Source organism: Janibacter sp. DB-40 (genome assembly GCF_029510815.1).
GTDB lineage: Bacteria > Actinomycetota > Actinomycetes > Actinomycetales > Dermatophilaceae > Janibacter.
Window position 1 is genome coordinate 1,274,244 of sequence record NZ_CP120360.1, and the last position, 17,803, is coordinate 1,292,046.

At 73.2% G+C, this 17,803-nt stretch carries 19 protein-coding genes; 8 read left to right on the plus strand and 11 right to left on the minus strand.

The features are described 5' to 3' along the window. Positions 1 to 155: 155 nt before the first annotated feature. From PVE36_RS06035 to PVE36_RS06045, 3 genes are read left to right on the plus strand one after another with little or no spacing between them, the layout of a single operon-like run. Positions 156 to 521, plus strand: coding sequence for a hypothetical protein (locus PVE36_RS06035; protein ID WP_277455233.1), 366 nt, complete (start codon positions 156 to 158; stop codon positions 519 to 521). Positions 522 to 553: 32 nt separating this feature from the next. Next, positions 554 to 1,429: an MOSC N-terminal beta barrel domain-containing protein gene (locus PVE36_RS06040; protein WP_277455234.1), complete on the plus strand. Its 876-nt coding sequence runs from the start codon at positions 554 to 556 to the stop codon at positions 1,427 to 1,429. A 26-nt stretch (positions 1,430 to 1,455) separates the two neighbouring features. Next, the gene (locus PVE36_RS06045; protein WP_277455235.1) at positions 1,456 to 2,736 is read left to right on the plus strand and encodes an MFS transporter; all 1,281 of its coding nucleotides are present in this window, start codon (positions 1,456 to 1,458) and stop codon (positions 2,734 to 2,736) included. A gap of 8 nt (positions 2,737 to 2,744) precedes the next feature. On the opposite strand, the gene PVE36_RS06050 is transcribed toward PVE36_RS06045, so the two are convergent. The 3 genes from PVE36_RS06050 to PVE36_RS06060 all read right to left on the minus strand — a co-directional run bounded on the left by PVE36_RS06050 (position 2,745) and on the right by PVE36_RS06060 (position 4,428). After that, entirely contained in the window at positions 2,745 to 3,167 is a 423-nt protein-coding gene (locus tag PVE36_RS06050) for an excalibur calcium-binding domain-containing protein (RefSeq protein WP_277455238.1), read from the minus strand. Beyond that, positions 3,164 to 4,012, minus strand: a complete 849-nt coding sequence (locus PVE36_RS06055; protein WP_346780624.1) for an HNH endonuclease family protein — start codon at positions 4,010 to 4,012, stop codon at positions 3,164 to 3,166. The genes PVE36_RS06050 and PVE36_RS06055 overlap by 4 nt, the downstream gene beginning before the upstream one ends. 62 nt (positions 4,013 to 4,074) lie before the next feature. Then, on the minus strand, positions 4,075 to 4,428 hold the full coding sequence (locus PVE36_RS06060; protein ID WP_277455240.1) for a VOC family protein: 354 nt from the start codon (positions 4,426 to 4,428) through the stop codon (positions 4,075 to 4,077). 167 nt (positions 4,429 to 4,595) lie between these two features. Between PVE36_RS06060 and PVE36_RS06065 the strand changes: the two genes are divergently transcribed. From PVE36_RS06065 to PVE36_RS06075, 3 genes are read left to right on the plus strand one after another with little or no spacing between them, the layout of a single operon-like run. After that, positions 4,596 to 5,516, plus strand: a complete 921-nt coding sequence (locus tag PVE36_RS06065; RefSeq protein WP_277455242.1) for a PfkB family carbohydrate kinase — start codon at positions 4,596 to 4,598, stop codon at positions 5,514 to 5,516. A gap of 12 nt (positions 5,517 to 5,528) precedes the next feature. Next, on the plus strand, positions 5,529 to 6,338 hold the full coding sequence (locus PVE36_RS06070; protein ID WP_277455244.1) for a 5'/3'-nucleotidase SurE: 810 nt from the start codon (positions 5,529 to 5,531) through the stop codon (positions 6,336 to 6,338). A gap of 2 nt (positions 6,339 to 6,340) precedes the next feature. After that, positions 6,341 to 7,096 (plus strand): alpha/beta hydrolase, encoded by a 756-nt coding sequence (locus PVE36_RS06075; RefSeq protein WP_277455245.1) that lies wholly within the window; start codon positions 6,341 to 6,343, stop codon positions 7,094 to 7,096. Between the two features lie 44 nt (positions 7,097 to 7,140). Here PVE36_RS06075 and PVE36_RS06080 read toward each other — a convergent pair whose 3' ends face one another. Genes PVE36_RS06080 through PVE36_RS06105 form a run of 6 tightly spaced genes read right to left on the minus strand, consistent with a single transcriptional unit; the run spans position 7,141 to position 12,820 of the window. Continuing rightward, positions 7,141 to 8,367: an aminotransferase class V-fold PLP-dependent enzyme gene (locus PVE36_RS06080; protein WP_277455246.1), complete on the minus strand. Its 1,227-nt coding sequence runs from the start codon at positions 8,365 to 8,367 to the stop codon at positions 7,141 to 7,143. Continuing rightward, positions 8,364 to 9,212 (minus strand): tryptophan 2,3-dioxygenase, encoded by an 849-nt coding sequence (kynA, locus tag PVE36_RS06085; RefSeq protein ID WP_277455247.1) that lies wholly within the window; start codon positions 9,210 to 9,212, stop codon positions 8,364 to 8,366. The genes PVE36_RS06080 and kynA overlap by 4 nt, the downstream gene beginning before the upstream one ends. 9 nt (positions 9,213 to 9,221) lie before the next feature. Then, a complete protein-coding gene (locus tag PVE36_RS06090; protein WP_277455248.1) occupies positions 9,222 to 10,553 on the minus strand; it encodes an MFS transporter in 1,332 nt (443 codons plus the stop codon). Positions 10,554 to 10,596: 43 nt separating this feature from the next. Further along, a complete protein-coding gene (locus PVE36_RS06095) occupies positions 10,597 to 11,436 on the minus strand; it encodes a DUF1989 domain-containing protein (RefSeq protein ID WP_277455249.1) in 840 nt (279 codons plus the stop codon). 34 nt (positions 11,437 to 11,470) lie between these two features. Further along, on the minus strand, positions 11,471 to 12,034 hold the full coding sequence (locus PVE36_RS06100; RefSeq protein ID WP_277455251.1) for a cob(I)yrinic acid a,c-diamide adenosyltransferase: 564 nt from the start codon (positions 12,032 to 12,034) through the stop codon (positions 11,471 to 11,473). A gap of 15 nt (positions 12,035 to 12,049) precedes the next feature. Continuing rightward, a complete protein-coding gene (locus tag PVE36_RS06105) occupies positions 12,050 to 12,820 on the minus strand; it encodes an FAD-binding oxidoreductase (RefSeq protein WP_277455252.1) in 771 nt (256 codons plus the stop codon). A gap of 71 nt (positions 12,821 to 12,891) precedes the next feature. Here PVE36_RS06105 and PVE36_RS06110 point away from each other — a divergent pair, with 71 nt between their 5' ends. Beyond that, complete coding sequence (locus tag PVE36_RS06110) at positions 12,892 to 15,630, plus strand: LuxR C-terminal-related transcriptional regulator (RefSeq protein ID WP_277455253.1); 2,739 nt, start codon at positions 12,892 to 12,894, stop codon at positions 15,628 to 15,630. Between the two features lie 59 nt (positions 15,631 to 15,689). Further along, the gene (locus PVE36_RS06115) at positions 15,690 to 15,887 is read left to right on the plus strand and encodes a hypothetical protein (protein ID WP_277455254.1); all 198 of its coding nucleotides are present in this window, start codon (positions 15,690 to 15,692) and stop codon (positions 15,885 to 15,887) included. 134 nt (positions 15,888 to 16,021) lie between these two features. On the opposite strand, the gene PVE36_RS06120 is transcribed toward PVE36_RS06115, so the two are convergent. Together PVE36_RS06120 and PVE36_RS06125 are read right to left on the minus strand one after the other, a co-directional pair. Further along, complete coding sequence (locus PVE36_RS06120) at positions 16,022 to 16,666, minus strand: NAD(P)H-binding protein (protein ID WP_277455255.1); 645 nt, start codon at positions 16,664 to 16,666, stop codon at positions 16,022 to 16,024. Between the two features lie 31 nt (positions 16,667 to 16,697). Further along, positions 16,698 to 17,747 (minus strand): LLM class flavin-dependent oxidoreductase, encoded by a 1,050-nt coding sequence (locus tag PVE36_RS06125; protein ID WP_277455775.1) that lies wholly within the window; start codon positions 17,745 to 17,747, stop codon positions 16,698 to 16,700. Positions 17,748 to 17,803: the final 56 nt, after the last annotated feature.

A 17,803-nucleotide genomic window follows, 5' to 3' on the forward strand; every position in this document is an offset into this window, starting at 1 on the left:
TCGTGCGCCGCAGGGGATCGCCACCATCCCCGGATGTCACGAGTCGGGCATGACAGGTGTCACGAGGGCAGACATCCGGCGCCCGAACCGCCATGATGGGGACAGGACGGGCCCGGGTGTCCGACGGCCGGGCCGACCCGACGATGGAGGTCGACATGGGCGCAGCAGTCGAGATCAGCACCGGGACGATCGACCCGGTCCACCTCAAGGGCAAGCACGTCATGCTCGGCTCCGAGTCCCTCGGGGTGCTCGACGGGACCCGGTCGGTGGTGCGGTACGACATCCCCGCCGGCAAGCACATCGTCTACCTCAAGGACGGGTTGACCACCTCCGGTGCGGTCGCCTTCCGGGTCAGCTGGGGGCACTGTGCCCAGCTGACGATCAGGGACGCCGAGGCAGGGATGTTCGCGGCGATCTTCGGCGGCTGGGTCGCGCTGAAGCGCTCCGGCGACGAGCACCTCGACGACCAGACGCCCGGGGCCGAGGAGATCTCGGTCGACGACGTGCCGGTCGACGCCTGAGGTGGCGGGGCCCGCGTGGCACCATCGGAGCCATGCAGGTCACCCAGGTACGCATCTATCCGGTGAAGTCCCTCGGCGGCGCGGCCGTCGACTCCGCTCGCGTCGAGCCGTGGGGCCTGGCGGGGGACCGGCGCTGGGCGCTCGTCGACGAGATGGGTGAGCGGGTCTCCGCACGGGAGGCGGGTGCCCTGCTCGGGCTGCGTGCCCAGGTGGTCGACGAGGAGACGATCCGCATCCACGCCGGCGAGGAGAGCATCCTCGTCGACACGCCGCTGGGTCTGCCGCCGGTCCCGGTGGGCATCTCGCGGCAGGGCTTCGCCCCGCCCGCCGACCAGGACGTCAGCGAGTGGATCAGCGAGCGCGTGGGTCGCCCGATGCGGCTGGTGTGGCAGGAGGACCCGCAGGTGCGGCGGATGTCCGGCGCCCACGGCGGGCAGGAGGGGGACACGCTCTCCCTCGCCGACGCCGGTCCGCTGCTGCTCACCTCGCAGACCTCGCTCGCCCGCCTCGAGGAGTGGATGGCTGCCGAGGCCGGCGAGCCGGACCCGGAGGACCTCGACCCCGACGACATCAGCGGCACGGAGGCCGGGTCGGTCACGGCCGGCGACGGCGGTCCGCGCCTGAGCATGCTCCGCTTCCGCCCGAACGTCGTCATCGACGGCGGGGAGCCCTTCGCCGAGGACGCCTGGCCGACCGTGCGGATCGGGGACGTGGAGTACCGCACCGCCGAGACCTGCGACCGGTGCGTCGTGACCACGATCGACCCGGAGACCCTCGAGCGCGGCAAGGAGCCGATGCGCACCCTCGCGCGGCACCGCCGCTGGGACGGCAAGACATGGTTCGGGATCCGGCTGGTGCCCCTCGGGGACGGCGAGCTGCGCGTCGGCGACGACGTCGTCCCGGGATGATCGGTGAGCCGGGCGGGAGCCCACCCGTGGACCCGCCGGTGGTGACCGGGACGGACGCGCAGCTGCCGAGCGAGGCGGAGCAGGCGCGGGTGCACCGGCGCACGCTGACCGTCGTCGTCATCAGCCAGATCCTCGGCGGCGCAGGTCTGGCGGCGGGCATCTCCGTCGGGGCGCTGCTGGCCGCGGACATGCTCGGCTCGGAGGGCCTCTCCGGGGTGCCGACCGGGCTCTTCACCCTCGGGTCGGCCCTGGCGGCCTACCTCGTGGGTCGCTCCACCCACCGCCTGGGACGGCGCCTGGGTCTGGCCCACGGCTTCCTCGCCGGTGGTCTGGGGGCCTTCGGCGTGGTCCTGGCCGCGGTGGTCGACTCCGTGCCCCTGCTCTTCGTCTCCCTCTTCGTCTACGGCTCCGGGACGGCCACCAACCTGCAGGCCCGGTACGCCGGCAGCGACCTGGCGCCGGAGCACCGTCGGGGGTTCGGCACGAGCATGGCCATGGTCGCCACCACGGTGGGGGCCGTCGCCGGCCCCAACCTCATCGAGCCCATGGGCGTGGTGGCGGGCGCCGTGGGCGTGCCGGCCCTGGCCGGCCCCTTCATCCTCTCCGGTGCGGCCTACGGCGCGGCCGGCGTGGTGCTCTTCATCTTCCTGCGGCCCGATCCGTACCTGCTGGCCACGCGGATCGCCGCCGGCAGGCTCGCCGCGTCGGCCACGGCCGGGTCGGCGCCCGGCCCGGTGCCCACGATCGGCGCCGGTGCCTGGGTGGGCGCGACGGTGATGGTCCTGACCCAGCTGGTGATGGTCGCCGTCATGACGATGACGCCGGTGCACATGCGAGCCCACGGGCACGACCTGGGCGCCGTCGGAGTGGTCATCGGTGCGCACATCGCCGCGATGTGGCTGCCCTCGCCCGTCACTGGTGTGTTCGTCGACAGGCTCGGGCGCACCCCGATGGTGGTGGCCGCCGGCGTGACGCTGCTGGCCGCCGGGGTGGTCGCGGCGCTCGCCCCGGGTGACTCCCTGGGGCTGCTCATCCTGGCCCTCGTCCTGCTCGGTCTCGGGTGGAACTTCGGCCTGCTCACCGGCACGACGCTCGTCGTCGACGCCACCGACCCGCGGAACCGGGCACGCACGCAGGGCACCATCGACGTCGTCGTCGCGCTCGCCGGTGCAGGGGGCGGGGTCTCCTCGGGCCTCGTCCTGGCGTCGAGCAGCTACCAGGCGCTCGCCCTCGGCGGCGGGCTGCTCTCCCTCACGCTTGTCCCCGTGCTGCTCTGGGCGAGGGCACGGCACGCCGTTCCCGCCTGAGCAGCAGCTCACTCGCAGCCGACGCCGTCACCGTCGCGATCGAGGTGCGGGCCGTAGCCCGGGTCGCCCACGCGCACGGGTGCGCCGCCGGCGGCACGGGCCGCGGTGCAGTTGTCGAAGGGGGTCTGCCCGCCTCCCGAGAGGGGCGCCGGTGGGGCCGTGGTCGCGGGTTCCGGCTCGGGCTCGGGGACGGGCTCGGGCTCCGGTGGGGGCTCCGGCGGGGGCGGTGGTGGCGCCGGCGGTGGTGGTGTGGTCGTCGTCGTGACCGTCGGGACGTCGGCGGTCACCGTCGGGGTCGTGGTCACCGTCGCCGTGGCGGTGACGGTCGCGGTGGAGGTCGCGGCGGCGACGGGCTCCCCGGCCGCGCCGCACCCGCCCAGCGCCAGCGTGAGCCCGAGGAGGACCGGTGCGACCCCCTTCGCCCGGCTCATGCGCCACCCCGCGGGGGCACGCCGGTGCCCGCCGGGGTCGGGAGCGGTTGCCCCGGGCAGGCGCCGAGGATCCGGGTCAGGGCGTCCCGCTCGGGCGGGGTCACCCACAGGTCGTAGCGCTGCTTGACCGCGATCTGGCCGGCGGCGTACTCGCAGCGGTAGGCCGTACGGGGCAGCCAGGTGGCGGCGTCGCCGTCACCCTTCTGCGCGTTGGCGCTGCCCTGGACGGCAAGCAGGTTGAGCGGGTCGTTGGCGAAGTCCTCGCGTCGCTGCTCGCCCAGCTGCTGGGCGCCGGTCTGCCACGCGTTGGACAGGGCCACGAGATGGTCGACCTGGACCTCGCGCGAGGTGTTTTGGCCGCGGACGAAGGAGATCGTCGTCCCCGTGAAGGGGTCCTGCAGCGTGCCGGTGAGCACGACGCACCCGCCGGTGCCCGGGTCGAGCGTGATGCCGGTGAGGTCGCGGCGCAGGACGTCGTTGCGGGTGTCGCAGCCGTTGCGACCACCGTCGACCTCGACGGCGTCGCTCCAGGCCTGGCCGAACTGCGCCCGGTCGTACCCCGTCTTCGGAGCGCGCCCCTTGACCGCGAGGGTGCCCAGCGCGGCGAGCGCGGGGGAGGACCCGACGGCGGTGGAGGCCGCATCCGGCTCCGCGGCCGGTCGCGCCGTCTCGGTCGCCGTCACCGGCGACGGTGTGACGGTCTCGGTCGGGGCCGTGGCCGTCGCCGTCGTCGTCGCCGTGATAGTGGTCGTCGAGGCGGCCGTCGGCTCGCCCGGGGCGGTGCATGCGGCCCCCAGGGTGCTGACGACCAGGAGCGCGATCGTGCCGCGCAACCGCGTGGTCATGGCCGAACCGTAGCCCGCCGCACCGACACCCCCGACACCACCCCTGCGGGCCAGGCGGGGGGCTACCGGGTGAGCGGGCTGTAGAAGACCAGGCCGTTGCCCTGGGAGTCGTAGGCCACGGCGCGACGCTCGTGCGCGTCGTCGTAGGGGCCCTTGGCGATGGCGCCTCCCGCGGCCTCGATCGCGGCCGCAGCGCCGTCGACGTCGTCGGTCCTGATCCCGGGGACGACCTTGCCGGGCATCGGGTGGTCCACGGAGGTCGCGAGCGCGATGGTGACCGACCCGCCGTCGAGGGCGGCGAAGTGGGCACCGTCGCGGAACTTCAGCGGCATCCCCAGGGTCTCGGTGTAGAACGCGATCGACGCATCGAGGTCGTCGGTCGAGAGCATGATCATCCGGACGTCGTGATTGCTCACGGGCGCCTCCCTTGGCGTCGGGTGGGATGTCCTGACCGGCCGGTCGGGCGGTCGTGCCCCACGACGCCAGAGTAGTCCCGGGCCGTGCGCCCCCGCCCGGGTGTCAGCACCTCGATTGTGGGTATCAGGCCACCGGACCCACCACCGACAGACAGGAGTCGACGGCCATGGTCGATGCCGCGGTCTTCGCGCCCTCGCCGTTGCTGACGGTGACCATCGAGCAGGACCCGAACGGCGAGGCGGAGGTGCACCTGCACGCGGGCGGACAGGGCTTCTGGATCGCCCGGATGGTCGTGGCGCTGGGGGGCGGTGCCTCCCTGTGCGCACCCCTGGGCGGCGAGGGCGGACCGGTGCTGCGGGCGCTGGTCGAGGCCGAGGGGGTCACGCCGATCTCCGGGGCCACCACCCGCTCGAACGGCGCCTACGTGCACGACCGCCGTGACGGTGACCGGACGGTCGTGGCGCAGATGCGACCCGCGGTCCTGTCCCGCCACGAGGTCGATGCCCTCTTCAGCGCCACGCTGGCCGCCGGGCTGGCGGCCGACGTCGCCGTCCTGGGCGGCCCCCACGCACCCGACGTGGTGCCGGCGGACGTCTACCGTCGGCTCGCCGCCGACCTGCGCTCGGCCGGGGTCGACGTGGTCGCGGACCTGTCGGGTGAGCCCCTGACGGCGGCACTCGAGGGCGGGGTCACCGTCATCAAGGTCAGCCACGAGGACCTCATGGAGGACGGTCGCCTGGCCGACGACGACCCGGCGACCCTGCAGGAGGCCATGCACGACCTCGCCCGTGAGGGCGCGAGCCACGTGGTGATCTCCCGGGGCGCCGATCCCACGATGGCGCTGGTGGACGGTGAGCCGCTGACGATCGCGGGCCCGCAGATGCAGCTCGTCGACCACCGTGGGGCCGGGGACTCGATGACCGCCGGGATGGCGGTGGCGCTCGGCGGTGGCGAGGACATGCGCGAGGCCCTGCGGCTCGGCGCCGCTGCCGGTACCGCCAATGTCACGCGGAAGGGACTGGCCACCGGCCAGCGACGGCTGGTCGAGCAGCTGGCCCGACGCATCGACGTGCAGCCGCTGCGGTGAGGAGGTGTTCGCGTGCACGCGCTGGTGACCAATGACGACGGGATCGACAGCCGCGGCCTGGGCACGCTCGCCCGGGTCGCGGTCGAAGCGGGCCTCGAGGTGGTGGTGGCTGCTCCGGACGAGGAGTTCAGCGGAGCGAGCGCGTCGCTGACCGCGCTCGAGGCAGACGGCCGCCTGTGGACGCACGCGCGCCGGCTCGAGGGGCTGTCGGGGGTGCGCGCGCTCGGGGTCGAGGCCAGCCCGGCCTTCATCACCTTCGCGGCGGTCCACGAGGCCTTCGGACCGGCCCCCGGGGTCGTGCTCTCGGGGATCAACCACGGTCCGAACGTCGGGCAGGCCGTGCTGCACTCCGGCACGATCGGGGCGGCGCTCACCGCGCGGACGCACGGGATCCCCTCGCTCGCGATCTCGTGCACGTCACCGGAACCGGTCCACCTGGACACCTGCGCCACGGTCGCCGCGCGTGCCCTCGCGTGGTTGCTCGAGCGGCCGGGTGACGAGGCGATCGTCCTCAGCATCAACGTCCCCGACGTGCCCCCGGACGAGCTGCGCGGTCTGCGCCCGGCCCGGCTGGCGTCCTTCGGCGCCGTCCAGGCCGAGGTGGGGGAGATCGGCGAGGACCACGTGACGATGACCATCCGGGAGACCGACGACGAGCTCGAGCCGGGCACGGATGCCGCGCTGACAGCGGACGGCTGGGCCACCGTGACCACGCTCGCAGCGCCCTGCGAGGTGCCCGATGTGGACATCGCCGGTCTCGTGGACAGCGGACAGCGCTCGATTGCGGCACCATGGGAGGTCGTGCAGTCGACCAAGGAGTGACCGTGTCCCGAGGACCGCTCTCGGCCGAGGTGGCCGAGGACGAGGCGCTCGCCCGCCTGCTCGAGGAGGGCCAGACCGGCGACATCGGGACCGTGGAGCGGTACGGCGCCGCGGCGGACGCCGTCGTCGAGCGCTACGGGCCGGTGGACGCCCCGGCGATCGTGCTGGTGCACGGGGGGTACTTCCGCCCGGGCGTGGACCGGACCCACTCGAGGCCCCAGGCACGGGCGCTCGCTGCGCAGGGGTGGCAGGTGCTGCTCCCCGAGTACCGGCGCGTGCCCGGAGCGGCGTGCACCGCGACCGAGGACCTCGCTGCCCTGGACGCCCGTCTGCGGGGGCAGCACGTCGACGTGCGCGCGTGGGTCGGGCACTCCGCCGGTGGGGCACTGGTGCTCTGGCGGGCGCTGGCCCCCGAGCTGCCACCCGTGCGCGTGGTCGCCCTCGCGCCCGTGGCGGACTTCGACGCGGCGGTGGCGCAGCGCCTCGGCGGCGACGCGGTCCGTGACTGGGTCGGCGCCGGTCCGCGCGAGGCGCCCATGACCTACGCCCGGCTGGACCCGGTCCGGCTGGCGGCGCGTGCCCCGGAGGCACTCGAGCGCATCCACCTCGTGCACGGCACCAGTGACGCATCGGTTCCCGTGACCCAGACCGAGGACTTCCCGGCCGCCAGGACCCTCGTGCCCGACGCGCACCACTTCGACCTCATCGACCCTGCGTCCCGGCACTGGCCGACCGTCCTCGGGCTGATCCGCGGCTGAGGCGGGCGTGCGCCGGTGCGGCGGCGTCGGTCCGGCGTGCCCGGTCAGTGTCCGGGTCGCTCGAGCAGTGCCTCGATCCGCGCCAGCGCGTCGGCCACCTCGGTGAAGCTGGTGCTCAGCGGGGAGAGGCCCAGCCGGATCCCGTCGGGCTCACGGAAGTCGGGGATGACGTCCTGCGCCCACAGGTCCCGGGTGATCTCGCGGGAGCGCGGGTGCCCGATCGTCACGTGCCCGCCGCGGCGGGAGTCCTCGCGCGGCGAGATCACCCGCACCCCGTGGTCGGCCAGCACCTCGTCGACGCCGTCGATGACGAAGCGCCCCAGCGCGCTCGCCTTCGCCCGGACCCGGTCCAGCCCCACCCGCTCGATGAGGTCGACGGTGTCCTCGATGCCGGCCATCCCCAGCACGGACGGCGTCCCGGAGACGAAGGCGCGCATCCCCGCTCCGGGCCGGTACCCCGGACCCATGGCGAACGGCTCGGCGTGGCCCATCCACCCCTGGATCGGCTGGCGCAGCCTCTCCTGGTGGCGGGTGGCGACGTACCCGAAGGCGGGCGCACCCGGTCCGCCGCCGAGGAACTTGTAGCTGCAGCCGACGGCGAGGTCGACCTCGTGCGCGTCGAGGTCGCTGGGGAGGACGCCGACGGAGTGGCACAGGTCCCACAGGACGAGGGCGCCCGCGTCGTGGGCGAGGGCGGTGATCGCCGGCAGGTCGGCGACCCACGCCGACTTGTACGCCACGTGCGAGAGGAGGACGACACCCGTGCGGTCGGAGAGGGCTCCTGCGACGAGCTCGGGGGTGACCCCCTTCGCCGGCTCCGGCTCCAGCCAGACCAGCTCCGCGCCGGTCTCCGCCGCGATCCCCTCTGCCACATAGCGGTCGGTGGGGAAGTTCTCCGTGTCGAGCACGATCTCCGGGCGCTGCGGGCCGGCGGCGGCGACCGCGGCGCGCAGCAGCTTGTAGAGCATCACCGTCGTCGAGTCCCCGACGACCGTCTGCCCGGGCGCGGCGCCGAGGCAGACCTGCCCGATCCGGTCGCCCAGGCGCAGCGGCAGCTCCATCCACTGCTCGTCCCACGAACGGATGAGCCGCGTGCCCCAGTCGTGCCGCACGAGGTGCTCGATCCGCTCTGCGGTGGCGCGGAGGGGGCGTCCGAGCGAGTTGCCGTCGAGGTAGGCGACGAGCCCCTCGGCCGGCAGGAACTCCTCCCGGCATGCGGCCAGCGGGTCGCCCGCATCGAGCTCTGCGGCACGGGTGTGCAGGACGCTCATGCGCCGATCTCCGTGCGCACGGCAAAGAGCTCGGGGAAGAAGGTCAGGTCGAGGGCCTGCTGCAGGAAGCCGACGCCGGAGCTGCCGCCGGTGCCCCGCTTCATGCCGATGATGCGTTGGACCGTCTTGAGGTGGCGGAAGCGCCACAGCTGGAAGTTGTCCTCGAGGTCGACCAGCTCCTCGCAGGCCTCGTAGACGTCCCAGTGGTTCTCGACGTCCTCGTAGATCCCGCGGAAGAGCGCCGTGAGCTCCGGGTCGAGCTCGTGGGCGCGGGTGACGTCGCGGGTGAGGATCCGCTCGGGGATGGCGTAGCCACGCCGGGCGAGGTGGCGAAGGAACTCGTCGTAGAGGCTCGGGGCCTCCAGCAGCTCGGACAGCCGGGCGCGGGCCGGCGGGTCGTCGGCGAAGACCCGCAGCATGCCGGCGTGCTTGTTGCCGAGGGCGAACTCGACCGCGCGGTACTGCCAGGACTGGAAGCCCGAGGCGTGGCCCAGGTGCGGGCGCAGCTCCTGGTACTCGGTGGGCGTCAGGGTGGCCAGGACGGACCACTGCTCGGTGAGGGTGCGCTGGATGTGCTTGACGCGGGCGACGCGCTTGAGGGCGATGCGCATCTCGTCCTGCGCGAGCAGCGCCATCGCCGAGCGCGTCTCGTGCAGCACGAGCTTCAGCCACAGCTCGGAGGTCTGGTGCTGGATGATGAAGAGCATCTCGTCGTGGTGCTCCGGGATGCTGATGGGGCGCTGCGCGTCGAGGAGCGTGTCGAGGGCGAGGTAGGAGCCGTACGACATCTCCTCGCGGAAGTCGTGGTGGACGCCGTCCTCGATGTCACGTGTGTTGCCGGTCACCCCGACACCCTATGACCCCCGCGAGACCTCCGGCAGGCGCGTGGAGGCGACGACACCGAGGAGTCCCAGGCCGGCGAGGAAGAGCAGCGCCCAGGTGACGCCGAGCGTGGCCAGGGCCGAGCTGAGGGCGCCGACGACGAGGAGGACCAGACCCATCGCGGAGTTCGACACCGCGACGTAGGTGGTGCGCTGGTCGCCCTCGGCCAGGTCGACGATGTAGGTCTTGCGACCCACGCGGACACCAGTGTGGGTCAGGGTCAGCAGGAAGTAGCAGCCGACGAACAGCACGTAGGCGAGCAGGGACCCGTCGGGGACGTCGACGGCGGTGACGGCGAGCACGAGCAGCACGATGACCGCCGAGGCGAAGGCGGCGCCACCGGCCATCAACCGCCTGCTGGAGCGGTCGGCCAGCCGGCCGAAGATCCGTCCGCCGAGCAGGGCCGCGACTCCCGAGGCGAGGATGAAGCCACCGAGCCCGCCGAGCCCCTCCGTGCCCGAGCGCACGGCGAGCACGACGACGAAGGGCGGGGACAGCGCCGACACGAGCAGAAAGCTGCGGACGGTGACGAAGGTGCGGAAGGCCTTGTCGCGCTGCAGCATCGAGAAGGTCTGCACGAACCAGTTCGGCTCCCCGTCCGTGCTGCGGACCGCCGGTGCCGGGGTGTCGTCTGCGGGCTCGCGGACCGTGATGTACACCGCTGCGACGAGGACCCAGAGGGCCGCACCGGCGGCGAGCAGCCAGACCAGCTGAGCCGCCCCGATGTCGCCACCGCCGACCGTGCGCACGCCGAGCCCGAGCGTGATCGCGACCAGGCCCGAGGCGGTCGTGGCGAGGCCGTTGATCTGGCCGCGTTCCCCCTTCGGCACGGTGCGGCCCTGCACGTCCTTGGAGGCGATCGAGCACAGGCAGCGGCCGAGGGCGAAGACCGTGAGGGCGGCGATGATGACCACGCCGGCCGTCAGTCCCTGACCGAGCGCCGCGGTGCCCGCCATGACGGCCACGGATGCGGCCTGCACGAGTGCGCCGGCGACGAAGACGTGCTTGCGGTGGCGCACCCGCAGGATCCACGGGGTCAGCAGGGCCTGGGGGAGCATCGACCCCGACTCGCGGATCGGCACGAGGACACCCGTGAGGGCCGCGGGCACGCCGAGGGCGTGGAAGAGCCACGGCAGCACGGTCGAGGCGTTGACCGTCTGGTCGCCCGAGGACTGCAGCGCGTTCGCCAGGACCAGCCGCAGGCCGTTGCGGGGGACGTCCCGGCGCACGCCCTCCGGCAGTGCCTGCTCCGCCTCGATGTCCCGTCGGATCAACCGGTCATGGATCCGCTCGCTGGTTCTCACCCGGCGAGTATCCCGCACGCGGGGCGCCCATCGGACGCGCGCGTCAGGCCCAGGGGCGCGCGGCCAGCCCGTGGTCCTGCGCGTAGGCCGCGCGCTGCGGCGGCTGCCACCCGGCCAGGGCCTCGTCCGGCACCGAGTACACCTCGATGCCCAGCGGACGGCAGACCGCCTCCGTGTCACCGGCGTCCGGGCCGAACATCGGCACCGACAGGTCACCGCCGGGACACGTCGACAACGCGGCCAGGAGATCGATCTCGGCGAAGAACTCGAAGTAGTCGCCCTTCGTGGCGGGACAGGTCTTCATGAAGTACTCGTCGCGGTCGTTCAGCCCCGTGCACTGGAAGACGTTGAGCACGTCGTGCACGTCGAACTCGGTCAGGTGCCACGGCCGCACGGCCCGGGTGAGGTTGGAGTGGCAGTGGTAGTCGAAGGGGGCGTCATTGAGCATCTGGTTGACGTAGGGGTCGCACCGGGTGCCGAGCAGGTCGTGGACGCGCCCCCCTTCGTCGTCCACGCCGTAGTCCTCGAGCGAGTCGCCGGTGATCGTCACGAGCGGGCGGAGGAAGGGCAGCGTCGACCACAGCCGGTCGAAGGTGCTCACGTGCGCCGACTGCAGCTGTCGGGTGCGCGCGGCCCACAGACGCTCGCGGGGGTCGTGGCGGTTCCACAGGTTGAGGTCGGCCACCTGCGGCCCCTCGATGGTCACGATGCGGCAGACGTGCCCAGCCGGCACCTCCCACGCCCGCCCACTGCGGATCGGGACGACGAAGGAGTCGACGAGCTCGCGTCCGTCGGTCATCGACCCGATGCGACCGTAGAGGTCACGGTCGGGGTCGAGGGGGCCGCCGGGCTCGGACTGGTAGGCAGCGTCGGTGAGGCTCATGGGCCCATCGTGGCACCGGTTCCCCAGCGGCCACCTACTCGTGGCTCGGCGCCTCCGCGTCGCCGGCACTGGCCCGGGCGAGGACGTAGACGAGATCGCTCATCCGGTTCAGCGTCAGCAGCACCGGGTCCGAGACCACGTGGCCGGCGCGGGCGGCGGCGACGCAGTGGCGCTCGGCCCGGCGCACGACGCCACGGGCGAGGTCGAAGGCGGCCGAGGCCCGCGTCGACCCCGGCACGATGAAGACGGGCTCGAGCGGGTGCTGCGCCACGAGGGCGTCGATGTCGTGCTCGACGGCCCCGACGAGGTCGGCGTCGACGAGGGACGTCCCCGGCTCGAGCCGGTCGCGGGCGTGCGGGTTGGCCATGAGGTCGGCGGCGACGACGAAGAGGCGCCGTTGGGTCGCCAGCGTCAGCTCCGCCAGGTCCGACGCGGCATCGAGCTCGGCCCGCGCGAGGCCGAGGGCTGCGACGGTCTCGTCGATGTCACCGCAGGCCTCGACGAGCGGGTCGTCCTTGCCGACCCGGCCGCCGAAGAGCCGCCCGGTCGTGCCGTCGTCACCGGTCTTGGTGTAGATGCGCGATGCGTCTCCGGTCATCGTTCCCCCTTCGGGTCAGTCGCCGTGCCACGGGATCGGCTCGGCGTAGAACTCCTCGGTGTGCAACCGCCCCGGCGCCGCCCCGAGGTCCTGGGCGGCGCGGGTGCTGGCATCGACGAACCCCGGTGCGCCGGAGACGTAGACCGCGTGCGCGGTCAGGTCGTCGACGAGCGAAGGGAGGATCGCCGGCACCCTCCCGAGGGGAGCCTCGGCGCCGCCTGCGGCGACGCGGGTCAGGGTGCGCACGTAGTCGAGACCGGGCTGCTCGGCCGCCAGCCGGGTCAGCCGCTCGTGGTCGATGGTGTCCGCGGCGGTGCGTCCGGAGAAGACGAGCGTGTGCCGGCGCGCCGGGGAGGGGTCGCCGGTCCCGCCGCGCGCGACGGCCGCCTCGATCAGCGACAGCGCCGGCGCCAGCCCGGAGCCACCGGCCAGGTAGAGCGTCGGTCCCTTGTGGGCGGGGTCGGCGACGAAGGAGCCGTACGGGCCGGAGACGAGCAGCCGGTCGCCGACCGCGGCCCCGCGCGCCAGCCACGTGCTGGTCGGTCCGTCGGGCACTGCGGTGACGAGGACGTCCAGGGTGCCGTCCTCGCGGGGCGCGTTGGCGACGGAGTAGGAGCGCACCGGGATCTGACGCTCCTCGTCCTGCAGGAGCACGTACTGCCCGGGCACGAAGTCGATGCGCTCGCCGAGTGGCACCAGCGTCAGCCGGGCGACGACCGGCGTGCACCAGTGGCGCGCGGACAGCACGAACTCGACGTCCTCGTCGGGCAGTGGGGCGATGGGCATGTCCTGACCGTACGGCCGGATGCCGCGCAACAGTAGGCTGTGTGGTGCCGAGTGGTCCGGGAAGTGGTGCGATGACGCAGCAGGAGACAGGGTCCGGACTCGCGCACGCCCTGCGTGGCGAGTGGCCCTTCACGAGCCGTGACGCCGAGCTGCACCTCGTCACCGAGCTGCTGGGCCCCACCAACGGCAACCCGACCGGCCCACGGGGCGCGGTCGTGGTGGCACCCGCCGGCGTCGGTAAGACCAGGCTGCTGCGCGAGGTGCGCTGGTGGGCGGAGTCCCGGGGGCTGCCGACCTCATCGGTCATCGCCACCCGCGCGGCCTCGCGCACTCCCTACGGCGCTGTGCTGCACCTGCTGCCCGAGGGCGCGGCCGACCACCCGGATCCGGCCGCGTGGCACGGATCGTTCTCCGCGCAGCTGCGGTCGCAGGGGCGGCGGACGGTGGTCCTGGTCGACGATGCGCACCACCTGGACCAGGCGAGTGCGGCCCTGCTGCTGCAGCTGAGTCTGGACGGCGTGGCGATACCGGTGGTCACGGTGCGGCGCGGGGAGAGCGTCCCGGACCCGGTCACTGCGCTCTGGAAGGACGACCTCGCGCTGCGGGTGGACCTGCAGCCGCTCTCGACGGCGGAGATGGGTGGACTGATCCGCCGGGCACTGGGCGGACCGGTCAGCGACCGCACCGTCGCACGCCTGACCGCGGTCAGCGGCGGCAACGTGCTCTATGCCCGCGAACTGGTCATGGCCGCGGCCGAGCGAGAGTCCCTGAAGGTCCGGGACGGGGTGTGGATGTGGGACGAGGAGCTCGTCCTCGCACCCCGACTGGTGGACGCGGTCTGGGCCCGTCTCGAGGCACTGGACCCGGCCGAGCGGCACGCCCTGGCCGCGGTGGCCATCGGCGAACCCCTGCCGCTGGGCGTGGCCGAGGCCCTCGCCTCGACGGACGTGCTCTCGGCGTTGGAGGAGATCGGACTCGTGCACGTGGACGACTCCGACGGTCGCGGGGTCCTGCGGCTGGGGCACCCGCTCTACGGCGAGGTGCTCCTGGCGCGGATCGGCTCGATCGGGCGACGGCGGATGGTGGGCGCCCTCGCGGAGGCCTTCGATGCGGCCGACCCTCGCGAGGCAGAGGCTTCGCTCGTGCGGGTCGTGACCTGGCGCCTGGACGCCGGTCGCTTGCAGAGCCGGGAGACGTTGCTGGACGCCGCGATCCGGGCCAATCAGGTCTTCGCGCACCCGCTGGCGGCACGGTTGGCGCGGGCGGCACTGGAAGCCGGGGACGCCGACCCAGCCGAGCGGGCGCCGGTTGTCATCGAGCTCGGTCGGGCGCTGGTGGGCTGCAACCGTGCCGAGGAGGCCCTTCCCCTGCTGACCGAGATCGAGGAGGCGGTGCTCGCGAGTACCGACCCGCACCTCGTCGACGACTACGTCGAAGTGCGCTTCCGGGCGAAGTACTACGGCCTCGGGCACGGCGACGAGGTCGAGGCTCTGCTGGAGCGTGTCCGCAGCGCGGCCCGGGCCCCGGAGGATGGCGAGAGCACCCCGAGTCGTGCGGACCGACTCGCGCCCTACCGGGCGAGCATCGCGTTTGGCCGCGGCCAACCGCGAGCGGCGCTCGACATCGTCGAGCCACTGCTGGAGCGCTCGGACCTCGCCCCGCTCCACCGACTGATGGTCCTGGAGATCGCCGGCGAGTCACTGGGTGCGCTCGGTCTGCACCGGCAGGCGGCGGAGGTGTGGGACCGTCTGCGGCAGTTCCCGGTCGGAGCCACGGCCCGGGCCTCGGGGGCTGCGGCCGAGGCCGACCTCCAGGCCGTCTTCGCGGGCATGCTGGACGGCCGGATGACGGACGTGCTCCCGGTGCTCACCGCGGTCCACGCCACGCTGTCCGACAGCCCCGACGTGGTCAACCGCGGGCTGGCGTGCCTGGGGCTGGGCCGCGCCCTCCTGCACGTCGGCCGGCTCGCGCAGGCCCGCGCCGTGCTCCTGGACGCCGCGGAGGACTTCCGCAAGGTCGACCTGGGGGAGTCGCTGTCCTGGGCGCTCACCCTGCTCAGCCTGACGGCGTCGCTCAGCCAGCGGGTGGAGCGGGCGCGGCGGCGCCGGGACGAGGCCACGACGGCCCGGCGGGGACCCGGGCCCGCCTGGCAGGCCGCCGACGTCGTCAGCGCGGACGTGTGGCTCAAGGTTGCCGAGGGGGATCGCACGGGAGCCGCAGCGATCGCCCTCGCGGGGGCGGAGCAGTACCCGCAGCTGGAGCTGTCCCGGGCCGGCCTGCTCCACCTGGCCTGCCGGTTGGGCGAGCGGAGTGCGGAAGTGACCACCTCCCTTCGCCGGATCGCGGATCGCTCCGAGTGCGAGTACCCGACCCTGCTCGCGGACCATGCGGACGCGATGCGGGCCGGTGACCGGCGCGCCCTGGAGGAGGCGACCGAGCGCTTCGCCGAGCGCGGGCTGATCCCACTGGCGGTCGAGGCCGCGATGCAGGCGGCACACGCCCATCGGGACGTGGGGTCGGCCGACGGGGCGCGACGCATGACCGGCCGGGCGCAGATCCTGGCCCGGCAGATCGACGGCGGGATCGACCAGACGCTCGTCCCGCACGAGCCGGTCATCGGCCTGAGTCGTCGTGAGCAGGAGGTGGCGGCGCTGGCCGCGGCCGGGATGAGCAATGCGGACATCGCGCAGCGACTCGTGGTCTCCGTGCGCACGGTCGAGTCCCACCTGTACCAGGTCTTCGCCAAGCTCGGCATCACCTCCCGTGCCGACCTCGAGCGGTACCTGCCACCGTCCCTGGGGTCGTCCTGACCGGGGACCAGTAGTCGACTACTGAGGTGCCCGCGATCCCGTCGTGTTGGGGTGTGGACATGACGAGCAGCGAGTGGGAGAGGCGGGTCGATGCGATGTCGCCGGCCCACGGCGTCGCTCTCCGGCTGCGGCGCGCAGGCTACGAGAACGTCGTCATCGCCACCGCCCTCGGGGTCCCCGTGGAGTCGGTGCCCGCACTGGTGCTGGTGGCGCAGGGCAAGCTCGAGCGCGACAGCGATGACCCGGTGGAGGCGTAACCAGTAGTCGACCACTGAGGCGTCGGTCGGCTGCGCGAGCCTACTGTCAGGTCAGTACAGATCTCCGGGGGGAGAGAAGTGAGGGGCCCGTCCGGGGTGAGCCGGAGGGGCCCCTCCTCACGTGCGGTGGGTGCTCAGTGACCGACGGTGAACCGCTGCCGCGGGTGGTCACCGCGCTCGATCTCGTCGACGTAGGCCTTCGCGTAGTCGGTGCCGGAGATCTCGGAGGAGCCGTCGTCCTTGACGACCAGCTCATCGATACCCAGGCGGTACTCACCCGTGGTCTCGCCCGGAGCGAAGGAGCCGAAGAGCGCTGCGGGGGAGACGTAGAACCAGTCCAGCTCCGCCGGGGCCTCGCGGATCGCGTCGAGGACCTTCGCGTGGGCGAGCGCCTCCGGCTTCCAGTCCTCATGGAAGTCGGGGGTGTCGACGAGGCGGGGACCCCCCTTCGCCACGTGGAGGGTGCCGGCGCCGCCGACGAAGGACAGCCGCGCACCGTGCTCGATCGCGGCCCGCACGAGGCGGTCGACGTGGTCGACCAGCGGGGAGCCGCCGACGTCCTGCCCGTGGGTGGCGACGACGAGGTCGTCGGCGTCGGCCGCGGCCCGGGCGAGGACGGTGTCGTCGGTCAGCGACCCGGTGCGGTACTCCACACCCTCGCTGCGCTCGCTCGGCTCGCTGCGGCTGTAGGAGATGACCCGGAGGCCGCGGGATACGGCCTCGCGGGCGATGGAGCCGCCGGCGTAGCCGGTGCCGCCGAGGATGACGATCGTGGACATGGGTGGACCTTTCGTTGGGGTTGGGTTGGGTTCAGGCAGGAAGGGGGGTGACGGCGCCCTCGGTGTTGGGACGCCAGCCGAGGGACGGGGCGACGTGCTCGGCGAAGGCCCGCAGCACGTGCAGGTTGTAGTCCACGCCGAGCTGGCTGGGGATCGCGAGCATGACGGTGTCCGCTGCGGCGATCGCCGGGTCGTCCTTGAGCTGCTCGACGAGGACGTCCGGCTCGTCGGCGTAGGTGCGGCCGAAGGTCGAACGCAGGTTGTCGATGACCCCGATCTGGTCGCTGGAGGCCTGACCGCGCAGACCGAAGAGCTGCCGGTCGATGTCGCTGACGATGGGGAAGATGCTGCGGGAGACCGACACCCTCGGGGCCCAGTCGTGCCCGGCCTCGCGCCACGCGGCGCGGTAGCGGTCGATCTGCTCGCGCTGCAGCTCGCTGAAGGAGGCGCCGGTGGCCTCGGTGAGCAGGGTCGAGCTCATGAGGTTCACGCCCTGGCGGGCGGTCCACTCGGCGGTCTCGCGGCTGCCGGCACCCCACCAGATGCGACGGTCGAGGCCGGGGGAGTGCGGCTCGACGCGCAGTCGACCGGCCGGACCCATCTGCGGGTCGGCGTCGACGAGTTGTTCGCCGCGGATCGCGGACATGAAGCCGTCGAAGTGCTCGTGGGCGATGTCGGCACCGCGCGGGTCGTCCGAGCCGGTGTAGCCGAAGGCCTCCCAGCCACGCTTCGCGGGCTCGGGTGATCCCCGGGAGACGCCGAGCGCGACACGGCCGTCGGCAATGAGGTCGAGGGCGGCGGCCTCCTCGGCGAGGTGCAGCGGGTTCTCGTAGCGCATGTCGATGACGCCGGTGCCGACCTCGATCCCGCGGGTGCGGGCGGCGATCGCCGACAGCAGTGGCATGGGGGAGGCGGCCTGTCGGGCGAAGTGGTGGACGCGGAAGTACGCGCCGTTCACCCCCAGCTGGTCGGCGCCGACACCGATCTCGACGGCGTCGTGGAGGGCCTGGCGGGCGTCGGGGTCACCGAGTCCCGTCCCGTGGCCGTAGTGACCGAAGCTGAGGAATCCGAAGGCATGCACGATCGGTGCAACATGGTTGATTGTGAAAGTATTTCCGCGCTTTGCGAGGATGGGTG

Excerpts from the sequence above, each read along its gene's own strand:
- PVE36_RS06055 (WP_346780624.1), bottom strand. The coding sequence starts at position 4,012 with ATGACCACGCGGTTGCGCGGCACGATCGCGCTCCTGGTCGTCAGCACC.
- PVE36_RS06100 (WP_277455251.1), bottom strand. The coding sequence starts at position 12,034 with ATGACCGGAGACGCATCGCGCATCTACACCAAGACCGGTGACGACGGC.
- PVE36_RS06105 (WP_277455252.1), bottom strand. The coding sequence starts at position 12,820 with ATGCCCATCGCCCCACTGCCCGACGAGGACGTCGAGTTCGTGCTGTCC.
- PVE36_RS06120 (WP_277455255.1), bottom strand. The coding sequence starts at position 16,666 with ATGTCCACGATCGTCATCCTCGGCGGCACCGGCTACGCCGGCGGCTCC.
- PVE36_RS06035 (WP_277455233.1), top strand. The coding sequence starts at position 156 with ATGGGCGCAGCAGTCGAGATCAGCACCGGGACGATCGACCCGGTCCAC.
- PVE36_RS06040 (WP_277455234.1), top strand. The coding sequence starts at position 554 with ATGCAGGTCACCCAGGTACGCATCTATCCGGTGAAGTCCCTCGGCGGC.
- PVE36_RS06065 (WP_277455242.1), top strand. The coding sequence starts at position 4,596 with ATGGTCGATGCCGCGGTCTTCGCGCCCTCGCCGTTGCTGACGGTGACC.
- PVE36_RS06095 (WP_277455249.1), bottom strand. The coding sequence starts at position 11,436 with ATGAGCCTCACCGACGCTGCCTACCAGTCCGAGCCCGGCGGCCCCCTC.
- PVE36_RS06110 (WP_277455253.1), top strand. The coding sequence starts at position 12,892 with ATGACGCAGCAGGAGACAGGGTCCGGACTCGCGCACGCCCTGCGTGGC.
- PVE36_RS06115 (WP_277455254.1), top strand. The coding sequence starts at position 15,690 with ATGACGAGCAGCGAGTGGGAGAGGCGGGTCGATGCGATGTCGCCGGCC.
- PVE36_RS06080 (WP_277455246.1), bottom strand. The coding sequence starts at position 8,367 with ATGAGCGTCCTGCACACCCGTGCCGCAGAGCTCGATGCGGGCGACCCG.
- PVE36_RS06050 (WP_277455238.1), bottom strand. The coding sequence starts at position 3,167 with ATGAGCCGGGCGAAGGGGGTCGCACCGGTCCTCCTCGGGCTCACGCTG.